Here is a 24,213-nt window from a genome sequence, read left to right on the forward strand (position 1 = left end):
ATGGCAACTGCGTTCCAGGATCATCATATCATTCCGCAGAATTTCGCGGAAAATCCGGTTATCGAATTTTTGACCGAAGAAGGTCTTTATAATGTTCAATCGGTCGATAACCGGATTTTTCTGCCTGCCTCCACGGCATTGGGCGGCACATTAGACTTGAGTCCCCATAACGGTGGCCCCCTGTCTTCATATCAGCAGTCTATTGAAACTTTTCTGGACAATCTGGAAAACTCTCCTGTTTTCGCAGAGGCACAAGCCGGCGACGCTACGGCGGCGGCAAGTATCGCTGCGCAGGTGACTACGCTTCAGGACGCGATGAAGGTGGCGTTAATTAATGGCGATTTATTCACAAACACGCCAGCGAATCTTACAACGGCACAAGTCAATCAGATTAACGACGCTTTTTTTAATGATCCAGCGGCCTATGCTGCGGCTAATGCCGACCAGATCACGGCGGTGAATGCCTTACAGGCACAACTAGGTGGAGATGCAGCCAAGTTTGTTTCGTTGAGTACTCCTGCACAGATAGAACAGGCTCTGCAATACACAAAAGAAAACGGTCTGAATCTGTCAGGTGGTACGCCGCTCGCGCCATCCGCAGACGGCGATATTTCGGCCACGGCACCGGCCGAACTGATGCGCTACATGGATGCCACATCAATAACCGTCAACGCCACAGAAGACAGTGCGGATGTTGGAAACATAATCAACAAATTCATCGCGGACGAAACTGGTTCGGTTGTTATTGATGGCAAGGCAGTCCTTGGCGCTGCGGGTATCGTGCTAACAGCAGCCAATGCAGTCGGTACCTACGCCCGCGCTCGCTCGCAAGGTGAATCGGTTCTGTCGGCGGACCTTGAGGCAGGCCAAACGGTCGTTGTTGCTGCCGCAATTGGCGGTCTGATGCTTGCAGCGGGAGAACTGGCGTTACCGGTTCTCGCAACGGTCGGTGCCGCAGTGCTAGTCAAATCTGTCGCTGAAAGCGCATGGACGTATCTGGCAGAACCCGTTGGTAAGCTTGGAAATCTATTGAGTGCAGGCGACCTGTCTGACTCGATCGACGCAGCTTCCGAAGTCTCATCGGCGCTTGTCGAGTGGGCCGAAAATTCTGTCACCCCGTTTCTACAGACGCTTCAGGTCAACGCAGCTTCTTTTGCCGCCAATCCTGCTGGATACCTGCAATCACTTGGGCAGGAAATCTGGAACGGAACCCAAGGTGCGCTCGCCAAGCTGATCGGGAATACATCTCAATTCCTGGGCGAAAACACCAATGCATTGATGAATGTCATCGATCAAGGCATGCAAAATCTGATCCAAGGTGAGTCGCAGCTTGCAACGCAGACACTTGGGTCAACAACTGCGGCGCTTTCTTCAAATATCGATAATTTTACGGCTGGACTTACGCACAATCCGCTACCGACGGTTAGTGGCATCCAGGTCAATCCGGATGGCACGTTGACCGTGAGTTCTCACATAGGTAGCAGTGGATCTGAAAGTCAGGTTAGTTCAGACTCGAGCGGCAACGTAACCGTGTCTACTCAGTCGCAATCGTATTCAATTCCGCAGGCGGCTGTGGACGGATTGAACACTGCACAACAATATATTGCCGGCGCACTTGCCAACCTCAACACATATGCCCAAAACGCGGATCAGACCGGTATTGAAACAGCCGTCAATGATCAGATCAATGACATGTTCAATTCTGGAGTTCGCGTACAGTTCGATGAATCGGATTGGGCAACAATCCAGGCTGGCGGAATAGTCACACTCAACGTCGGTCCCTATCCGATTAGCGTTCAAATGTCGGGGATCGAATCCGATGGGAGCGGCGGAATCACTGGTGAAATGACCGTGACCGGTCCAGGCGGGGGAGCAGCATGGAGTGATTCGATCCATTTGACTCCAGCGGATGTGGCACCGGGTCAATCGAGTCTTTGGCTCAGTACCTCAATCGAAGACACCGGTCAGTCGCTTGGCGTCTCCGTGACCGGCAATGATGCGACGAGTTACTTGACTGGCGTTGGCGATAATCCAATCCCCATCGCTTCGACCGCAGTAAATACCGCGACAAACGATTACACTGTAAGTGGAAATACCAGTGCTGGTCTTAGTTATACGCTTACGATAGGTCCTGGGGGAACTGTTGATGTTCAGGCAGTGACCTCTACTGGTTCGACCGTCAATCTGACCGGCAATACCGATGATATTGCCGCTATCGACACTCAGTCAGGCATTACCATTCAGGATACCAATAGCACAGATGGCATTTCATCGTCTGTCTCAGTCAACGAAAATGGAGGCGGTTCACTTGCCATAGATGGTCAAGTGGTTGTAAATTTCGCAGCGGGTTCGAGCGTCAATGGGGACACGGCTGGCATTATTACGGTCAGCTCCGCGCCAGCGACAGGCTGGACCGAAAGCGCACAGTTGAGCCAGAGTGGTGCACTCACGCAGACTTTTGATTCGACTACATCTGGCGGCTCGATTACGCTGACGTTCAGCGACGACCCAGGCAGTATTTCTGGCGCCGCACCTCAACTGACCAGCGCAACACTTGACGGTCAGGCAATTGATTTAAGCGGCATTTATTCGGACATCCAGTCAAACGCGCAAACCAGTGCGCAGGACGCTGCAACGCAAACGGGTTCGTTGCTCACAAATGATCAGAGCGCGATCCAGACGGCGCTGGCTACGGGTGACTTGTCGTCATTACCTGGTGATCCGGAAGGCTGGCTGACAGGACTTTCGTCGCTTCTGCAAAGCGCCTCAACGGATGCGAGCGTATCCGGTTCGATCATCTCGGATATAAATTCGAATTCAGGTGATGTCGCACTCGTGCCACCGGCCAGCCAGGATGCCGATCCTCCTTCCGGCTACGATTATGATCCTGGGTTGCCTACTGTTCCCGGCAACTGGAGCGGTACGGTAATTATCGATGACGGCGGCAACACAGAGACTATCGCTGGCGGAGATCTGACATCGGTTACGGTCGATGGAGCAACCTGGGATAGCAATACGTTGGACGCCTCAGGCGGCGGAGGAGGAGACGACGGCGGGGATTCGGGCGCTGACGAATACGCTGATCTGATGCAGGCACTGTTCGGCGGCGATTCCGCCAGCGCAATGGCGGATGTCGAATTTCTCGAAGATCAGGGTGTTTTCATTGGTGCGGGTGTAGCTGGTAACCCATACACTTTTGCTTCGTACAGCGACTACACGCCCGCTGATGGTGTACCTGCCGCAGGGAATATCCCAGGCATTGGTGATCCGGCTGATACGAGTGGCCATGATGGTTTTGGTGACGGCGGCGGTACCGATGACGGCGGCACTTTCGTGGCATTCAATGATGATGGTGGGGGCGATGGTGATGGCGATACTTCGCCCATTGTCATCGTTGTCGATCCGCTTGTTCTGAGTACAGATGGCGGATCCATCAACCTGCTTTCAGAGCAGGAATCACAGCAGACCTATGGAACGCAGGGGTTTGGCAGACCAACGGATACCGGCTGGGTCGGCGCGAATACGGGATTCCTGGCGACCGATGTAAGCGGCACCATAACGGTCATCCAGAATTTCACCGATCTGGCCTCTCTCGATGCGAATCATGATGGCGTCATTAACGCGTCCGATCCAGCATGGGCAACCCTGGGCGTCTATGTCTACGCGAGCCAGGATGGTGTCGCCAACGGTGAATATGGATTTGTTTCGCTTTCCGCGCTCGGGATACAGTCCATCAATGTGGTTTCAACCGCTACGAATCAGACAGTTAACGGCAACGTCATTTCTGCGACCGCAACCGTCACCTTCACGAATGGCACGACTGAAGCGATTGATGATGTCAGTTTCGAGGGCACGACAACGCCCCAGATAGCTTCTCAAGGTTTGTCTGGAAATTCAGGGACCGCACTCGGATTCTATTCACGGGTGCTTGAATATCTGCCAGCGAAGGCTGAAGGCACCGCGCAGCAGGTTGCACAGACAACAGGAAGCCTGGCAAGCTGGGCCTCGGCACTCCCAGGTCAGGATAGTGACTACACCAGCACGCTTTCGAGAGGTTCGCTCGAAGATGTCAACGATATAAGCGTTGTCGGTGGCGACACACTTGTCTATAACCAGGCAGACCCGACCTATGGCACCGTCCTCAACCTGGACGATGCCCATATCTACATGCTGACGGCGAACGGCAGCGTCGAATACAACAGTGCGCCGATCTACGCGGATTTTAATGCGGCGGCGAATTCGGTTGCCCAGGAACTGACGGGCATTGGTGCAACGGCGACAGCAGTTCAGGCCGCAGCAACGGCGCAGAGCAACAGTGAGTCTGCCGCGATGGCGGCTGATACCAGCAATGCAGCCATTGGATCAGATCAGGATCAGGGAGCGGCTGCGGACGCTGCTTCCACAGAACAGTCGTGGTTGACCGCGTTTACCTATCTTGCATCGACGCTGAATTCGATTCCGGATGCGACGCAGGTGCTCAGTACTTCGGCTACGGACCTTGAACAGATCGTGCTTCCGTCAGGTGCGCATTATCTGACCGAGGCCGATGCACAGAGCGCGGCGTTTTTGTTGGGAAATCAGAGTAATCTGACAACCGCGCTCGCACAGGGAACTGCAGCGTTCGAAACACTGCTTGCCGCAGTTGCGCAGGCGTGGGACGTAACGAAAATCACGTTTGCAGCGGCTGGATCGAACGTTCAGGCTGCGGGTGGTGACCTTGTGCTGGCAGCAACGGGGGCGGAAACGCTCAGCGATGGAGCAACGCCAAGTACTTATGTGATCCTGCCTGGGGCGCAGGTCCAGATTACGAACTTCCATGCAGGCTACAACGGCAGCCGGCTCGATTTCCTGAGTCCGGGTGAGACAGTGACCATCAGCGAAGTCGCGAACGGCACGCAGATCCAGATGGGCAGCACGTCGGTACTGCTTGTGGGCGTGAATGTGTCCGCACTTTCGTATTTCGATAATTTCGCGGGCGTGTCGGCTGCATCATTTTCGAACCTGAACGGTGCTGAAATCAATCTCGCGTCGAGCGGCAGCGTGATCGAGGACGGCACGACACATATCGACACGCTGACGGTCACAGGCTCCAGCGACACACTGATCGCAAATGACGGCATCGATGTGCTGAGTGCCAATGGTGCATCGGATACGCTGGTCGGCGGCAGTGGTGCAGACATGCTGAACGCAACCGGCTCAACAAATACGCTTGTTGCGGGCGCAGGAACGAATGAACTCGTGGTAAGCGGGGCAGGGTCGGGCAACGTACTCATTGGTGGTACGGGCGTCGACGACATGCTTGCCAATTCGGGCCAGCAGACAAATGACACGTTCACCGGTAGCACCGGTAACGATGTCATGCGTGTAACCGGAAATTCGAACACGCTGATAGCAGGCAGTGGCGTCGATGCCTTGTTTGCAAATGGTAATTCGAACACGCTTGTCAGTGGCAGCGACAATGACCTGCTCGAAGTGGGTACCGGTACTGGCAATCTCCTGGTTGGCGGTTCCGGATCGTCCGAACTGGTTAGCGACGCCAGCGGAAACACGCTGGTCGGAGGAACCGGGCTGACGCAGGCGTTTTACACTGCAGATTCAATGACCGTGAACCTCGCCGCAGGAACCGCTTCGGTGAACGGTAGCGGAGTGGGTGACACACTAATTAATGTTGCGAATGTGGATGTTGTTGGAACTGACGATACGCTGGTTGCCGGAAATTCTGCTGGCATCCTGTGGGGCAGTGGTCAGGACGACACCCTGATTGGCGGCAGCGGAGCTACGACGCTGATCAGCAACATGGCCGGAAATACGCTGGAGGCCGGAGCAGGCGGTGCACAGGTCCGCTATTCATACGATGGCATCGTCATAGACCTTGCCACGGGAGCGGTAACCAATGTCATTGGTGGCGGTACCAGCGATACGCTTATCGGCGTCACACAGGCTGTGGCAACAGGCAACAGCGATACGTTGATCGGGACGGCGAGTGGAAAGGATTTTCTTGCCGGCGAAGGTACTGGCAACACGTTAATTGCAACTGGGACGTCAAACACCCTTACAGGTGGAACGGCCTCGATGCTGGTCTCGAATAACGTGGGAAGTAACACGCTGATTGCCGGCACCGGTGCTGCGTCGGTCGGGTACGATGCCAGCGGCGTTGCAATTGACCTTGCTACAGGCATCGTCGCTGAAGGCGCGGCGAGCGATACGCTTATCGGCACGTTTTCGGTCGCGCAGGCAAATGGAAGTGATGACGCGCTGATTGGCGATAGCGGAGCTACGACCCTGGTAAGCGACGCAGCCGGAAATACGTTAATCGCGGGAACCGGGCAAACGCAGGTGTGGTACGCGAGTTCCAGCGTCACGGTGAATCTCGATGCCGGGACCGCGGGCGTGAACGGCGCGAGCGTTGGCGATACGCTCACTGGCATTGCCGTGGCGACTGTCGCAGGGAACAACGACACGCTGGTCGCGCTGGGTGCAGGCAAGACGCTCGAAAGCGATGGCGGTACAAATACGCTGGTCAGTGACGCAGCCGGAAATACGCTGATATCGCTTGCCGGTCCGACTGTCGCGTCTTTCGGTAACGGCGTGAGTGTGAATCTGGGTACAGGAACCGCCGCGCTGAATGGTACGCACGATACGCTGGTTGGTATCACCCTCGCGCAGGCGACCGGCAGCGATGAAACGCTTGTTGGTGGTAGCGCTGCTTCGACCCTGATCAGCGATGCGGCAGGCAACACGCTCATTGCCGGGACGGCACAAACGGCTGCCGATTACTCGGACAATAACCTCACCATCAACCTGAATGCGGGCAGTGCCGGTGTGAGCGGTGCGGGCACAAGCGATACGCTGGTAGGCATTTCAATCGCCATCGTCGCCGGGAGCGGCAACACGCTTGTCGGCGGCAACGGCGATGTCCTGATTAACGTGAGCGGGAATAGTGACACGCTGATAGCGACTGGAAGCGGCGAAACGCTACAGGGCGGCAGCGGAAATTCGACGCTGATCAGTTCAGCAGTTGGAAACACGTTACAGGGCGGCAGCGGATCGACCACGGCCGACTTTCTCGCAAGCGGGCTGACGATCAATCTGGCAAGCAATTCCGTGACGGGTGGCGGGGCGGCAGGCGTCATCAGCGGCATTCCGGATGTCCTGATAAATGGTAATGAAAACACCGTTCTCGGCAGCAGCCATGACGTGATCGAAGCAAACGGTAACGCGAATACCCTCATCGCTGCGCTTGGAGGGTCCGATTTTCTGGAAGCCTTGAGCGGCAGCGGCAACACGATAGTGGCAGCAGGTAGCCAGAATACGCTGGAGGGTGGGGCAGGCGATACGACGCTGGTCAGTTCGGCAGCAGGAAATACCCTGATCGGGGGCTTAGGTCGCACCGTGGCAGAGTATAGCGGCGCGAACCTCACAGTCAATCTGCAGGCTGGCACGGCGACCGTCAACGGTCTGGGTACGAGCGGTGGCGATACGCTGATCGGAATTACCGCCGCAGAAGTGACCGGTCTCGATGACACATTGATCGGTTCGAACGGTGACGTACTGAGCGACAGCGGCCTGGGTGACACACTGGCGGCCAACGGCGATCATGACATCCTGAAAGCGGGCAGCGGCTTTTCGACGCTCGCCAGCAACGCAGCCGGGAACACGTTGATCGGTGCCCTGGGATCGACTGACGCGTTTTACGGCGGCAATGACGTCACGGTCAATCTTGCTGACGGCATGGCGGAAATCGACGGCTCCAGTACGACCGATACGCTCGTGGGAATCGATATCGCGCAGGCAGGCGGCACGGGCGATACCCTGTTTGGTACTGCCGGTATCTCGACGCTCGCGAGCAACGGTGCAGGAAACACGCTGATTGCAGGCACAACCCGCACGGTCGCGTCTTATGGTGGCTCAGGCGTCACTGTGAATCTTGGCACGGGCACCGCGACTGTCAACGGTACGGGCATAAGCGATACGTTGCTCAATATTCTGGCAGGCAGCGTTACCGGTGCAAACGACACGTTGATTGGAAGCGCTGGCGGAGATGATTTCCTGGTCGCAACCGGAGCCAACGACACGCTGGTTGCATCTGGCAATGGCAACACGTTAGAGGGTGCAAGCGGTAGCGATACGCTCATCACAAATTCGGCAGGCAACACCCTGGTGGGCGGCGTGAGTGGAACGGTCGCGTTTTATACCGGCAACGGACTGACGGTGAACCTGTCGGGTGGTCTGGTGACGGGTGTCACAGACGTGATTGCGACAGGAACAAACGACATCCTGATCGCAGGAAGCGGCAACGATACGCTGACGGCGCAGGGCGCTCACGACATTCTGGAGGGCGGCAGCGGAGTTTCGACGCTGACCGGAAATGGTAACGGAAATTCGCTGATAGCCGGTAGTGGTCTGACCGTTGCCGAATATGGCGGTAGTGGCACGACGATCAACCTCGCCACGCAACGTGTATCGGTCAATGGCACGGGCGGGGATTCACTATCCGGTATCACGGTGGCCGAAGCGGTTGGCAGCGGTCAGACGCTGGTCGGGATCAACGACGCAATGTCGACGCTGGTTGGAAATGCCAGGGGAGACACGCTCGTTGGCGGGGCTATATACGATGCCACGTATGTCAATTCGCAGACGGACATGGAAACCTTTGCCACGTTGCAGACCGTGGCGTACTACGCGGGCAACAACATTTCGGCTACCAATAGCTCCGTGTCCGTGAATGGTTCCGGCATCGCCGACGCTCTGTCGGGCATATCCGACATTGAGATCGTTGGAGACGACGATACATTCTCGGGCAACGGGGGGATCCTCACGGGCGACGAGGATACGATAAATGGTTGGGGGACACTTGTCGGAAGCGACGGTACGCTGATTGGTAGTGGTTACATCTGGGGAAGTGACAATACTGCCGTCGGAAGCGGCTTGATTGCGAGGGCTGGAAACAACAATGTACTTATCTCAGCCGGTACGCGCGCCCAGCTTTTCGGTGGCAGCGGTACAACCACGCTGGTGAGCAACGGGACTGGAAATGCACTTTACGGGGGAACCGGGCCGACCATTGCGGCCTTTACTAGCGACGTCTATGTCGATCTGGGAAACCAGGTCGCCGAACAATGGCCCAACTCGTACGAAGGCTGGTTGCCAGGCAGCGCGCAATATCAGGGCGATTATCTCACCAACATCACCATTGCACAGGCGGCTGGGACTGGCGATATCCTGATCGCGGCGAACAATGACACAATCGGTGGAAATGGTGACGGCAACACCCTGATCTCGCAGTACTATGAGGACACCCAGTCTCCATCCTACGACCATTACGCGGCAAACAACGAGGCATATTTCTATGCCAATAATCTTTCGATAAATGGCGGAGACGATGGCCTTGGCTATGCTGACTCCGCGCAAGGCGAGGATACGATAGTCGGCTGGTTTACGGACTATGAGGTGAGTGGCAATAACGACCATATGTTCGCAATTGGGGCACTTGATGAGGCCAGCGGCAGCAACGATGTGATTAGCGGGGCTTCGACCATGGAGGCAACCGGCAGCAACGACACGCTGATCGGCGGAAACGATCAATCAACACTGCTAGCCTCCGGATATAACGATACATTGATTGCCGGGTGGGTGATGGAGGCTGGTGTCGGAACGTCCGTCCTGATCGGCTGGGCTGATGGGGCGACGCTTGTCGGCAGTACTACGGGCATCGCTATCGCGTCCTATGGGAGTGTGCCGGACGATTCCGTCTACATTCCCGAAGAAACGTCAACGGGGACGCTTTCGACGGTCGGCCTTGTTGTCAATCTCGGAAACGGCACGGTCAGCGGAGGTACGGTCAGCTGGTCGGAATATGACTACGTTAATGGGGCAACTGTCCTGGATCACTCTGTTGTCGCGAATACTGGCGTCGATACGCTTATCGATATTTCTGTTGCACAGGCAGGTGGAGTAGGTGAAACGCTCATCGGTGGAGCAGGACTCACGACGCTTACCAGTGACCTGCAAGGCAATACGCTGATCGCAGGCACAGGACGCACGGTTGGATATTTTGCGCAGAACGGGGTGTATGTCCAGCTTGGGGGGGCAGGCCAGAGTGGTGAGGCAAGCATCAGCGATGATGGAGACGCCAGCCTGACTGGGTCTGCCAAGTTCCCAGGAACCACGCAGGATGTCCTGGTGGGCATCCAGACAGTGGACATTGTCGGCAACAACGGATACGCGGGCGGTTCGTCAGCGGGCGGCAATCTGCTCGAAGCGACTGGCATGGACGACACGCTGGCTGCGCAGGGCACGGGAAACACGCTGCTTGCATCGGGAAGCAATGAAACCCTCTATGGCAGCGGTAGCGACCTGATGCAGATCACGGGCGGTACAGGTGAAAACCTGCTTGTCAGCGGCGGCAACAGCGTGCTTGAAGACCTGGGCGGGAGCGGTACCTATGACACCCTGATGGCGTCCCACAACGATACGCTCATCGACCAGACGGGAAGCGCCGTACTTTACGGCAATCTCGAAAGCAATACGCTCATCGGGACCGGCCAGACGGAAGTGGATTACACCTGGCAACCGAACGAGTTTCCGGGCAGCCTTGTGGTCAATCTTGCGACCGGAATTGCAACGGACGGCAACGGTGACACAGATACGTTGATCGGTATCGGCAGCGTATTTTCCGCAGCGGGTCCGGATACCACACTGATCGGTGCGAACACAGGGGGCAGCTTTCTCTGGGGCGCGGGGCAGGATACGACCGTCATTGCAGCGGGTTCAGATAACACCCTGGAGGGTGGACGCCTCTCGACGCTGGTCAGCAGTTCGATTGGCGGGAACACCCTGATAGGCGGTGCAGTCCTGCGTAGCAGGAACGCGGGCGTGGCTTTCTACAGCGAAAGTTTCATGACCGTCAATCTGGCAACCGGAATCGCTTCCGCGTATGGACGGATGAATGACACGCTCATCAGGATCAATGAAGCGGAAGTGTCCGGACAGGATGAAACCCTCATCGGTGGCACGGGAACGACGACGCTCAGCACGACGCTTGCGAGTGCAATGGTCGGCGGCAGCACGCTGATTGCGGGTACGGGCACGACCGAAGTGCTGTACACCGGAAGTGGCGATGTGGCGAATCTCGCGACTGGTGTGGTGAGCAGTCTGGACAGTGCAGACGATACATTGATTGGTACTTTCGTCATCGGTGGCCTGAGCGGCAAGAATGACGTGATGGTTGGTGGCACGAATACGGAAACTTTCATCGGTTCGGGTTCCAGTGACACATTTATCGGCGGTAGCGGGGCGACTACGTTCAGTGGCAACCTCGGCGGCAATACCATGATTGCGGGATCGGGTCTGTCGGCCCTGGACTACAACGTGACGGATGGTGTCATCGATCTTGCGACAGACACGGTGGAAGGAAGCGCAGGAAGCGATACGCTGATAGGCGTGTTCACCGAAGCCATCACCATGAGCAGTGACAATGTGATCATCGGTTCACTGAAGGGTGGTGATCTTCTGGAAGTCCAGGGTAATGACAGCACGGTCATCGCTTCGGGTACCAGCAATGTGCTTGACGATTACGAAACAGGTACGGCGACGCTGGTCAGCGGGAGCGTGGGCAACAATACGCTAATCGGCAGCGTCGATCCTACGGCAGCAGAATATCTTCTGCCCATTGGCGGGACGGTCGCGGAATATACGGGCGCGAATGTCACAGTGAATCTTGGGACGGATCGCGCGACGGCTGGTGGCGCAACCGATACCTTGCTCGGTATCACCATCGCGGAGGCAGGCGGTGCACACGACATCCTGACCGGCCCGGGTACGCTGATCGGTGGCCTGAACAGTGATACGCTAAGCGGCGGTCTCGCGGAATACGTTGCTGCTGGTGTGACGGTGAACCTTGGTACCCAGACTGCGACAAACGGCACTGCAAGCGATACATTGGTTGGCATCACCACAGCGCTTATCACGGGGACGAACGATATCCTCATCGGTTCGAGCAGTGGCGGTGATACCCTGATCGGGCAGGCCTCCGGAAACGATACGCTCATGGGCGGGCTGCACGGCAATACACTCGAAGACGGGCTGGCGTACTACTCGAATTCGAACCTCGACATTTCTTTCACGCTCACTCCAGTGACTGACTATGTCATCGGCACGGTGACCGCATCCGGTGCAGGGCACGCCGACACGCTGGTGGAAGTCACGGACCTGGAACTCACAGGGAACGACGATACTGTTTCTTCAGGCTTGGCTGTAGGTGAGATCTACGCTGACGGGTTCGGGGACACGCTCATTGGTAACGGCACCATTGGCAGTGACTTTGTCAGCGACGCAGCCGGGAATACGCTGATTGCTGCCGCAGGCACGCAATTGCCGTACGAGATTGCCAGCTACGATGGCAATGGCGTTACAGTCAATCTCGCGGCAGGCACTGCAACGGTCCAGGGTGCGAGCATTAGCGACAAGCTGATTGGATTTACGAGTGCCGATGTGGGAGGCGACCACGATACGCTGTCAGCAGGGAGCGTGGCGAATGCGGTGCTTTCATCCAGTGGCACGAACAACACGCTCATCGCAGGCACGGGCGGCGGTGACCAGATTGAAGATAATGCAAGCGGGTACGATTATTTTGACGTGGGTGTGGGAGACGGGGCGGTCTCCCTCAATAACGGCTATTACGGCGCGACCTCCGCGACGCTGCCAACAGACGAACTTGATTTCGGAAGTGGCATTTCGGATTCGGATCTGTGGTTCTCTAGATCAGGTTATGACCTGCTGGTCAACGTGATGGGCACGAATACCAGCGTCGATATCACTGGCTGGTTTGGTGGCCCCGATGGCGCGAGCGGTGATCCATTGGCAAAGATCACGGCAGGCGGACTGTCCATCACCAGTCAGGTATCGCAGCTTGTCCAGGCGATGGCGACCTACTCGGGTGATAACCCCGGCTTCAATCCTGTTACCGCAACACAGATGCCAGCCAGCACGGCTTTGCAGAGCGTGATTGCCGTCTCATGGCATGCGTGACGGAGGGCGGCATGTCGACAGCAATGACGGACGATGGTGTATTGAACGCCGCAGTTTCCATGACCTCGGCAGACGCATTCCGCCGCGCGAGCGAGCTGCACCACCAGGGCAAGTTTGCTGAAGCGGAAGCCCTGTTGCGCGAAGCAGTTACGCGGGACCCGAACAACAGCGATCTGAGAAACGCACGCGGCGTGATGTTCGCCGCGATGAAACGTTACCTCGACGCCGTGTGGTGCTATCGGGATGCCCTCGCGATCAACCCGAAGGCAGCCGGCGTCTGGACGAATCTCGGCAATGCGCTCACCTGCCTGAAGCATCTCAAGGGGGCGATCTCGTGCCACCAGCGAGCGATTGCACTGGCTCAGGGCGAAACATCGCTGCTTCATCATAACCTCGGCACAGCGCTGGCCGAAGCGGGGCAGCACGGTGAAGCCGTCGCCGCCTTCACGAAGGCGATCGAGCAAAGAAAGCAGTACGACCTGGCGCGATGGGATCGTGGGCGCAGTTATCTGTACCTGGGCAACTACCGGCAGGCATGGCCCGACTACGAGGTGCGGATTGTCACAGGACAGCTACCGAAAAAGGCGCTCCCAGGCCGACAGTGGAACGGCGAACCCTACTCGGGCAAGCGGCTGGTGCTCATCGTGGAGCAGGGCTTTGGCGACACGCTCTGGGTCGCGCGCTATCTGCCGCGCGTCAAGGCGCTCGGTGGAGAACTCGTTATCGAGTGCCAGCAGGAACTCATTCCGCTGATCGCGGCCATGGGTGTGGCGGACCGGCTGATTCCGCGTAACGTCCCGCTGCCGTCTGCCGATTTCTACTGCTATCTGTGCAGCTTGCCGGGTCTGTTCACGGCGGACTTCGCCTCGATTCCGACGGCACCTTATCTCTTCCCACCGTCTGAGCGTCTCGGGAAATTCGAGCCGCTTTTCAGGCAGGCTGCGGGACGTCTGAAGATCGGCATTGTCTGGTCCGGCAGCGTCACCTTCAGGAAGAACCAGGAGCGTGCCCAGCCCCTGATGCGCTTTTTCCAGGCGTTCGCGTTACCCGGTGTGCAGTTGTACAGCCTGCAGAAGGGGCCGCGTACGAAAGAGCTAACGTCCCTGCCCAGGGGCGGCCCGATCATCGATCTTGCGCCCTATCTGGATGATTTCGCGGATACCGCTGCCGCCATCTCGCAGCTCGATCTCGTGATCATGACCGACAGCGCGGTGGCTCACCTGGCCGGCGCGATGGGCAGGCCGGTCTGGGTGCTGCTCGGTTATGTCGCTCACTGGCTGTGGCTGCTCGACCGTACCGACAACCCGTGGTATCCGTCGCTGCGCCTCTTTCGTCCACGGGCTGAGGGCGACTGGGATTACGTGTTTGACTCCGCCTCGGTGGAACTCATGACACTCGCAAAGCTTTAGGGTGCCCGACGCCTTGTCCGGCGTCCCCGCCGGTTTCCTGGGACACCGGATCTTTTTATTCCCTGCCAGATGGATCGCGTCGATCGCGGATTTCCGGACGCGACACGATCCGGACCTGGCATGACCAGATGGCGCATCCAATGAATTATCCCGACAGACCAGATGTAACGAGGCAAACCGCGGCTCCCGCCATGCGACGTGTGCTGGTGACGGGCGGCGCGGGCTTTCTCGGCTCGCATCTGTGCGACCGGTTGATCGGGCAGGGACGTGAAGTGCTGGTGCTCGACAATTTCTCCACGGGCAGCAGGCGCAACGTGGCTCACCTGCTTGACCATCCGGATTTCGAAGTCATCTCCCATGACGTTGCTTTCCCGATCCACGTCGAGGCTGGCGAAATCTACAACCTGGCGTGCCCGGCCTCTCCCGTCCACTATCAGTCCGATCCCGTGCAGACCATCAGGTCAAGCGTGCTGGGCACGGCCAACATGCTCGATCTCGCGCAACGCATGAAAGCGAAAATCCTGCAGGCATCGACCAGCGAAGTGTATGGCGACCCGGAGGTTCACCCCCAGCCGGAAACCTATCGCGGTAACGTCAATCCGGTCGGCCCCCGTGCCTGCTATGACGAGGGCAAGCGCTGCGCCGAAACACTGTGTTTTGATTATCACCGCCAGCACGGCACGCGCATCAGGGTGCCGCGGATCTTCAATACCTACGGGCCGCGCATGCATCACCACGATGGCCGGGTCGTCTCCAACTTCATCGTCCAGGCGCTCAGGGGCGACGACATCACGATCTACGGCGATGGGTCACAGACCCGTGCGTTCTGCTATGTCGATGACCTTATCGATGCCTTCGTGCTGATGATGGACGCAACTGACGAACTCACCGGCCCGGTCAATCTGGGAAACCCCCACGAGATCTCCGTGAGGGATATGGCCGGATACATCATCGACATGACCGGCTCACGCTCGAAACTGGTCTATACGGGCCTGCCCGTTGACGATCCGGTACAACGATGTCCGGATATTTCGCTGGCGCGCAAGGTGCTTGGCTGGGAACCGCGGGTTTCGCTGGAAGACGGACTGCGCAGAACGATTGGCTATTTCGAGGCAACCATGGGCGATTTCTGCATGAGCGACGCACTGGTTGACGGGGGGCTGGCCTGACCATGCGCGTTCTCCTTGTCATGCCGCATTTCTTCGGCGCACCGGTTCCCGACGCCACCAACCGCTCGCGTCTTGCGGGCGCACGCGCGGAACGCCTGCGTGCACTGGTCGCCGCGATCTGCAGTCCCCATCAGGCACTCGGTACCGGTACCTTCGGGCTGGATCACGGCCAGGCCCGGGCCTGGCGCAGCACTTCGCCTGAACCCGACGTGCTCGACCTCGTTGTCTGCACAACAGGTGACGCCCATCTGCTGGATGAGGTGCGAGCACTGCACCCCCTGTTTCGCCACCATGCGACCCAGGCTGAACCCATGATGCTGGGTTTCGAGTGTCACAGGCTGCTGCTTGCTGCGCGGGGGCGGTACGACTACTACGGGTTCGTTGAGGATGATGTCGTGCTGACGGATCCACTTTTTTTCCGCAAACGCAAACTTTTCGATCAGCGCTTCGGACCGGAAGCATTGCTGCAGCCCAACCGGTACGAAGTCTCGCCGACCGGACCGGTGCACAAGCTGTACGTCGATTACCGCCTGAATCCCCGTGTGACCGTGCGTTATCAGGACATCACCGATGTGCCGCATCTGGACATGCCGTTCATGGAAAGTGCCGTGTCGTTCGAGCGGACAACCTATCCTTCAGCCGGATGTTTCTTCCTGAGCGCGGCACAACTGGACCGGTGGGTCGAGAGCCCGAATTTCCTGGACGGAGATACGTCCTATCTGAGTGCACTCGACTCGGCCGTGACGCTTTCGGTCATGAAGACCTTCCGGGTCTACAAACCGGTGTTGCGTGACGCCTGGTTCCTGGAGGTCCTGCATGCGTCGCCCCGCTGGATCGGCTCGGTCACGCGTGTAGCCACACTGGCGGATCTCGTCGATGAGCGGTAACAGTGTGAGGCCGCGCCCGATGCCAGCACGCAGGACACAATCATGGTAACCACCCCCCAGGATCATGCATCGGAGCCTGTGCAGGATGCAGGGCTCGCCGCGCTCGTGCTGGTTGCGCGGTTTCATGGCATTGCAGCGGACGCCGCCCAGCTACGTCACGCGGCGGCGCTCGGAAGTGGGCTGTTTTCCGCGACCGATCTGGTACAGAGCGCCCGGTCCATCGGACTGAAGGCGCGCATCGTGCCGTTGCGCATTGACCGGCTTGCCAGGATTGCGCTTCCTGCACTCGCGTTCGACCGCAACGGCAGCCACTTCATCATTGCGCGCTTGGACGGCGCAAAGATCCTGATCCTCGAACCCTCGCAGCCGTCACCCACCCTCATTACCGGCGACGAACTGGGTGAGCGCGCCAGCGGCAACCTCATTCTCGTGGCGTCGCGCGCCTCGCTCTCGGGCCAGCTCGCGCACTTCGACTTTTCCTGGTTCATCCCGGCAATCGTCAAATACCGGCGCTTGTTGCTTGAAGTGCTGTTCGTGTCGATCGTATTGCAGCTGTTCGGCCTGATATCGCCGTTGATGTTTCAGGTCGTGATGGACAAGGTGCTCGTGAACCGGGCATTCAGCACGCTGAACGTCGTCTGCATCGCTCTACTCGCCTCGGGCCTGTTCGAGGCCCTGCTCACTGGTTTGCGCAACTACGTACTCTCGCATACCACCAACCGTATCGACGTCGAACTGGGCGCGCGTCTGTTTCGCCATCTGCTCGCCTTACCCATTGCGTATTTCAACAGTCGCCGCGTCGGTGAGACCGTGGCGCGCGTGCGCGAACTCGAAAATATCCGCAGTTTCCTGACCGGACAGGCGCTGACCGCGGCGATTGATCTTCTCTTCTCGATCGTCTTCATCGCGGTGATGTGCCTCTACAGCGTCTGGCTGACACTGATCGTGGTGATCTCGCTGCCTGTCTATGGCGCGATCTCGGCGGGGCTGAACCCCGTCCTGCGCGCGCGATTGAACGAGAAGTTCGCCCGGGGAGCCGATAACCAGTCGTTTCTCGTCGAAGCGGTATCGGGTGCCGAGACCGTCAAGTCGATGGCGCTCGAACCGCAGTTCACCCGCCGCTGGGACAGCCAGCTCGCCGCCTATGTCGCCACGAGCTTCCGGGCGAATGCCGTTGGCAACGTCGGGCAGCAACTGATCCAGGTGGTCGGCAAGCTGGTGACGGTCGCGACGCTCTTCTTCGGTGCGAAGCTCGTGATCGAAAGCCGTCTCACGGTGGGGGAACTGATTGCCTTCAACATGATGTCCCAGCGCGTGGCGGCTCCGGTGCTGCGGCTTGCGCAGCTCTGGCAGGATTTCCAGCAGGTGGGGATTTCGATGGGGCGGCTGGGAGACATCCTGAATACGCGTAGCGAAATTCCGGCGAGCCGGCAGGCGGCGCCCGCTGTCAAGGGGGAGATCAGTTTCGAGGACGTACGCTTTCGCTACCGCCCCGATGGCCCGCTGATCCTGGATGGCATCACGCTTCACATCCAGCCGGGCGAAGTGATCGGTATTGTCGGCCGGTCGGGATCGGGCAAGAGCACGCTCACGAAGCTGCTGCAGCGGCTCTATGTACCGGAGCACGGCCGGGTGAAGGTTGACGGCATTGATCTGCTGCTCGCCGATCCTGCGTGGCTGCGCCGGCAGATTGGCGTCGTGCTTCAGGAAAACCTTCTGTTCAACCGTTCGATCCGCGAGAACATCGCGGTAATCGATCCCGGACTGTCGCTGGATGCGGTCATGCACGCGGCCCAACTGGCCGGTGCGCACGAGTTTATTACCGAGCTGGCCGAAGGGTACGACACGATCGTCGGTGAACATGGCTCGACCCTGTCGGGTGGTCAGCGTCAACGGATCGCGATTGCGCGTGCGCTCGTGACCAATCCCCGGATCCTGATCTTCGATGAGGCGACCAGCGCCCTCGACTTCGAGACCGAGCGGGTGATCCAGAACAACATGCGCGCGATGTGCGCTGGACGCACGGTAATCATCATTGCGCATCGGCTCACGGCCGTGCGTCACGCCGATCATATCGTGGCGCTTGACCGGGGGAAGGTAGTCGAGCGGGGCGCGCACGCCGAACTGGTCAGCAAGGGTGGTTACTACGCCCATCTGGTCTCGTTACAGAACGGGTGAGAACCATGTACTCATACCGCCTCCAGGCGTTTGCCGCCCTGTGTTCCCGCTATGCAACCGCATTTCGCTCGGCGTGGGCGATGCGCGCGCAGCTCGATTCGCCCACGCGTCACCGGCACGAACTGCAGTTTCTTCCCGCACAGCTCGAACTGGTTGAAACGCCCGTTCACCCGGCCCCTCAATGGACCATGCGCATCATTGTCGCGCTGGCCCTCACGGTAGTGGCGATGGCGGCCTTCGGCAGGCTTGACATCGTTGCGTCGGCGAAAGGAAAGCTGGCGCCCGATGCGCACGTGAAGGTCATCCAGCCGGCAATCACAGGCGTCGTCAGACGCATTGCCGTCCATGACGGAGAGCGTGTCGTACCCGGGCAATTATTAATGGAACTGGATACCACCCAGGCAGCGGCGGACGCCGACAAGGCCCGTACGTCGAAGATCGACGCCGCCCTCGCGATGGTGCGCGCGCAGACGTTACTGTCAGCGCAGCAGTCCGGTGTGGCCCCTCTGGTCCCGTCCGTGCCGGATGCGTCGGCTGCTGATCAGGAGCAGAACCAGCATTACGCCGACGGACAGTATCGCGAGTACGCGGACAAGCTGCTCAGTGCAAAAAATGAACTGCTCAAGCGCCAGGCTGAACTCGACAGCACGCGACAGGAAATTGCGAAACTGGTAGCGACCGCCCCACTGGCGCGTCAGCAGGCGGATAACTACCGCGCGCTGGTGGCGCAGAAGTACGTTGCCAGCAACGATTACCTCGACAAGGAGCGCACGGCACTCGAACAGGAGCACGAGCTTGCTGCACAGCGCGCGCATGCGAATGAACTCGCCGAAGGTATCGCCGAACAGCGCGCCGATATCGACTCGATCACGTCGCAGTTCCGGCGTGAACAGCTCGATGCGTACGACAAGGCACAGCAGCAGTGGGCGCAGAACCGGGATGACCAGACCAAGGCGGACACCCGGCAGAAGCTGCTTAGCCTGACCGCGCCCGTGGCCGGTACTGTGCAGCAACTGTCGATCCACACCCTGGGCGGGGTCGTGACCACCGCGCAGTCGCTCATGGAAATCGTACCGGATGATACGGTCGAGGTTGAGGCGAACGTCGAGAACAGGGATATTGGTTTTGTGAATGTCGGCCAGACGGCCATCGTCAAGATCGAGGCGTTTCCGTACACACGCTACGGCTATCTGACGGGGCAGGTGATTTCGGTGTCGAACGATGCGACGCAGGACAGGAAACTCGGACTGATGTTTCCGGCGCGTGTACGTCTTGCAACGAACCGGATCCACGTCGAGAACAAGTGGGTCAACCTGACGCCGGGCATGGAGGTGACCGTCGAGATCAGGACCGGAAAGCGCAGTGTGGCGCAGTATTTCCTGGGGCCGCTGGTCCAGACGGCTCAGGAGAGCATGCGTGAACGATAGACGGATTCGAAAGGCCTCCAGTGTCAGTTTGTTCTTCGTGTTGTCGCTGTCTGTTTCGGCATCCTGCCAGGCGTGGGAGTTTGATCCTCTGCTTGCGAACCGGCATGTGCCGGTCACCGCAGCCGCGTCAATGTCCGGCGACGAAAGCTTGCGCATCTGTGTATTCGGTGCGCTTCCCGATCCTTTGCCGCTGGAGGAGGCGGTCGAACGGGCATTGTGCAACAACCCGAAGACGCGGGAATCGTGGGCGAACGTCAAGATCGCGGCGGCCGACGTCGGTGCTGCGCGTGGAGCGTACCTGCCGACGGTTTCCGGAAACTGGCAGGGCGTACGTGATGACACCAGGACCGACGTGATCGGGCACCCGGAATTCAGCTCGAACTACCGCAATAGCGTACTGCGGACCGAAAGCGTGTCATTGAACTGGGTGCTGTATGACTTCGGCGGTCGGGCAGCGGCCCTGGCGAACGCCAATTCCTTGCTCGTAGCGGCAAGGGCGAGCCAGCAGGCAGCGCTGGAAACAGCATTCGCTGCTGTGGCAAAGGACTATTACGCGGCGCAGGCTGCGCAGGGGGCGTACGTCGCGTCGCAGGAGATCGAGCAGACCGCCCATGACAGCTTCAGGGCTGCAACGGGACGCGTGGATAAAGGTGTCGCGCCGATCAGCGACGAACTGCAGGCGCAAACGTCGTGGGCAGAAGCGGTGACCAACCGTACCAAGGCAAATGGGGACTGGCAGACCGCTTTGGGCACCCTCGATTCGGATATGGACCTCGACGCTAGTACCCCTGTCACGCTGCCCGTGGTGGGCGATGGCGTGAAGCCGGATGCGGAGTTCTTGGAATCGGTTGATGAACTGATACAGGAGGCGAAGCGGTCTCACCCCAGTGTGCTCGCCGCGCAGGCCCAGCTTGAGGCAGCCGCGCAGAAAGTAAAAGAGACCCGTGCCGAGGGATTGCCAAGCCTGAGTCTTGTTGCGAAGTACAGCTGGAACAATCAGCCGACGACGCTTGAAGTGGGGATTCCGCAGTTTCCAACAAACGGACGCGAGTGGTACCTGGGATTTCAGGTCACGATTCCGATCTTCGAAGGCTTTACGCGGACGTACCAGATCCATGAGGCCGAAGCGAAGACCGAGCTGCAGCGCGATACGCTCAACGAAGTCGAGCAGCAGGTGGGGCTTGACGTATGGACGAGCTACCAGGCAGTGAAGACGGCGACAGACAATCTGGATAACACCGCGATGCAGCTGGATGTCGCGAGCCGGTCCTATGAGGCGGCCCAACGTCGATACCAGGTGGGCGTGGGCAACATCCTGGAACTGCTCAACGCGCAGTCATCACTTGCTGCAGCGAAGCGGGAACGCATCCAGTCACTGACCGACTGGCGATCGGCGCGGCTTCAGCTCGCGGCGAAGCTTGGCAGGCTGGGAATGTCGAGCATCACCGACGAATTGCCCCTGGATGCGAGATGATGCCATCGGATACGAGTCCCCGCAGCCATCAGGGCCTGCGAGTCCTTGTGTGCCGGAGTTGCCGGTTGATGTACCCGATACTGACCGGTACTTAGCTAGTCCTCTCGGCAGTACAAAATCGATTAATCCGGCCGCCTGCTGGGCAACAATGTCTTCGGGGAACCCAAAATGATGTGGATAGTTGGTGTCGGAACTTATCTGTGTTGCGGCAACCCTCTCAGGAGCGGGCTAAAGGGTTTGGTGCGCCGCGCATTTGGCGTCACTTCGTTACTGCTTTATCTGTCGTTGCAAATCCCCCTGGCACATGCTGCATGCGCTGACACGGAGCAGACCGTGCCATGCGTCGAGGTTCCGCATGATCCGAACGACGAGCGTATCCTCGCCACGTTGCAATTTCCTGGTCGGTGGATGCTCCAATACGGCGTTTCCGCGGACGGTCGTTACGTCTATGCGGTTACCTCCGGTGTGCGGCAAACCGGTGCTGGTGACCGGGACGGGAATACTCGGTTGATTGCTTATGACGTCTCGAACCCTGAGTACCCCCGTCAGACCTCCAGCCTGGATCTGCACGACGCCGGGCTCGACCAGTTCGTCGTCCGAGGTAACGTAGCTTTCGTGATACGGCGCGACGACAGGGTATTGAACCGGAACTCACACTTCGTTGTCATCGACCTTGGGGATCCATCGCAGCCGAAGCTCGCCGTTCGTTACGACTCGCCGCCAGACTCGCCCTTTGCATGGGCGCAGGTATCGGCCGACGGCAATACTGTGGCATTGCATCCCCAATTCGGTCCGGTTAGCGGTGCGACGACGTATGTCGATGTAGCGGACCGCCAGCGACCCGAAGTGCGAACAGATCTACCGGCTGAAATAACATTCTTTGCTTCCAGGACCGCTGCAGGTTTGTCCGATCCGCTGTCAGCGCCGGCCGTGCAGCCGATCGGGCAGGCAGGGGTCTTTATTGCCGGATCGTATACCCAGGCAGACGTCATCGATATTTTTACCACGCGTGCGCCGCCGTTCGATGTCGACCGTCTACGTGCGACCTACAAAGCGATGCTCAAGGAGCAGGACGACTGTCTGTCTGGCAAGCTGGAACCCTTTTGTCTGCGTCACCCAGACCCATCCCAGCTGGAATTCGCAGGTGTTCGCCAGTTACTCAGCGCTTTACCATCTGGTATGGCACAAGCGGAACGCGTTCTTATACTCAACGACTACGGTTTCTGGTTGGCAGCGGCCGTTACCCCACGCACGCAGGAATCCGTATCGGTCCTCGAGCAGGTGGTTCTCCTGGATCCGCAACGTAGTGTCGCATGGTTGAATCTCGGTGATGCGGCGCGCCAGGCATTGCTGGGTGCGAACGATGACGATATCAAGGCACTTTACTGGAGCAAAGCGAATGCGGCTTACCAGCGCTACAAGGTACTGACCGGCAAGCTCCCGGCAGACCGACTCACTCTGACACGCTTCGATCTTCCGGCCGTGAGATCTTCGGCAAGTGATGTCTGCGATTACGTAGCCGAAGCATTCAGCACCGACAACGGCGATGCTATCTCGGCGACGGAGGGTGATTTCCTCCGCAATGGAAACAAGGTGTCGTTTGCGGTGCGCTACAACATGGGTTCGTGCGCAACAAAGTCGATAAAGGTAAAAGGTGAGGAGGATCAGGAGCCGCCGGAACTTCAGATGGATGGATCAGACGGTGGAACGGCTTTTGACGATGTCCGCGTGATTCCTTTCAGGGGAACGGCTTATGCACTATCGGTGATCGATGGTGGGCCGTACGAGGTCGTTTCGCCGTATCACGGTCATGTATGTAGCTTCAGGCGAACGTTCAAACCCCACCTGGCTGAAAACGCATCTCCTGCCTTGTGTCAGGCTTTTCTTGGCGGGAGTGAAATCACAAAGCTGCCCTGGTCGACAGAGCACGCATCAGCGATCCCCAGGGCATTGGTCGACGATCCCGGCATCGTACCGAACGAGGCGGGTTTTGATGGAACCGCGGTCGTCGATCTCGCTGGTGATGGCCAACCACTGCAAGTGGGTCATTTCGATCTGGTATGGACGGGCGGATGCACATGCAGTGAGGGGGGCGTCGCATTGCTGACTGGCAACTCGATGGACAACAGTCAGTCCAACAAAGGACTGCTCGACCTTCAGCACATATACCGGACTACCTGGGGCAAGGGTTGGGCAATGTGTGCTGGCAGCGACTCGGAACTCGTTCGTATTGACGGGCGCGAATATGTACAACAACACAGCGGGAGGTTCGCGCTCGAGGGCCACCCCGCTTCACGGGCGTTACTGGAGCTGAAAAACGGCGCTTTCCAGCGGGTGTGTCGTGTAGAGCAAATTCCGATCTATGTTGCGGACCGTAAGCCCAGGTAGCATCTGCCAGACTAGCGGCGAGCCTACCATTGTCCTCGGTTAGAGAATTCGGAGATGACGGATTTTCGCTATCTGGGGCAAGCGTTTCAGGATCGCTTTTCAAGCTGTGCTCATAACTGACTCGATAATCCACGGTGCCGCCCCAGAGAACTTTTGTTGCACCCGAGAAGCTATCAGTGGCGACGTTGCTCCACCGTACTTCTGGCGTCGTTGGAGCGATGCGCTCGAAAGCCTGGAGCGTTGCATGACGAG

At 58.5% G+C, this 24,213-nt stretch carries 8 protein-coding genes; all 8 read left to right on the top strand.

Annotation, left to right across the window (positions count from 1 at the left end; genetic code table 11):
- The 8 genes from FFS45_RS17620 (at position 1) to FFS45_RS17655 (ending at position 23,961) form a co-directional block, all read left to right on the top strand.
- Positions 1 to 13,029, top strand: a complete 13,029-nt coding sequence (locus FFS45_RS17620; RefSeq protein WP_137955907.1) for a calcium-binding protein — start codon at positions 1 to 3, stop codon at positions 13,027 to 13,029.
- An 11-nt stretch (positions 13,030 to 13,040) separates the two neighbouring features.
- A complete protein-coding gene (locus FFS45_RS17625) occupies positions 13,041 to 14,438 on the top strand; it encodes a tetratricopeptide repeat protein (protein ID WP_212745742.1) in 1,398 nt (465 codons plus the stop codon).
- A 140-nt stretch (positions 14,439 to 14,578) separates the two neighbouring features.
- Positions 14,579 to 15,607 (top strand): UDP-glucuronic acid decarboxylase family protein, encoded by a 1,029-nt coding sequence (locus tag FFS45_RS17630; RefSeq protein ID WP_249362829.1) that lies wholly within the window; start codon positions 14,579 to 14,581, stop codon positions 15,605 to 15,607.
- A 2-nt stretch (positions 15,608 to 15,609) separates the two neighbouring features.
- Positions 15,610 to 16,494, top strand: a complete 885-nt coding sequence (locus tag FFS45_RS17635; RefSeq protein WP_137955908.1) for a calcium-binding protein — start codon at positions 15,610 to 15,612, stop codon at positions 16,492 to 16,494.
- A 42-nt stretch (positions 16,495 to 16,536) separates the two neighbouring features.
- On the top strand, positions 16,537 to 18,672 hold the full coding sequence (locus FFS45_RS17640) for a type I secretion system permease/ATPase (RefSeq protein ID WP_137955909.1): 2,136 nt from the start codon (positions 16,537 to 16,539) through the stop codon (positions 18,670 to 18,672).
- A 5-nt stretch (positions 18,673 to 18,677) separates the two neighbouring features.
- The gene (locus tag FFS45_RS17645; RefSeq protein WP_137955910.1) at positions 18,678 to 20,099 is read left to right on the top strand and encodes an HlyD family type I secretion periplasmic adaptor subunit; all 1,422 of its coding nucleotides are present in this window, start codon (positions 18,678 to 18,680) and stop codon (positions 20,097 to 20,099) included.
- Entirely contained in the window at positions 20,089 to 21,573 is a 1,485-nt protein-coding gene (locus FFS45_RS17650; RefSeq protein ID WP_249362830.1) for a TolC family protein, read from the top strand. The genes FFS45_RS17645 and FFS45_RS17650 overlap by 11 nt, the downstream gene beginning before the upstream one ends.
- A 168-nt stretch (positions 21,574 to 21,741) precedes the next feature.
- A complete protein-coding gene (locus tag FFS45_RS17655; RefSeq protein ID WP_137955911.1) occupies positions 21,742 to 23,961 on the top strand; it encodes a hypothetical protein in 2,220 nt (739 codons plus the stop codon).
- Positions 23,962 to 24,213 lie beyond the last annotated feature (252 nt).

Origin of the sequence: Burkholderia sp. 4M9327F10 (assembly GCF_005503145.1) — a bacterium.
Lineage (GTDB): Bacteria > Pseudomonadota > Gammaproteobacteria > Burkholderiales > Burkholderiaceae > Paraburkholderia.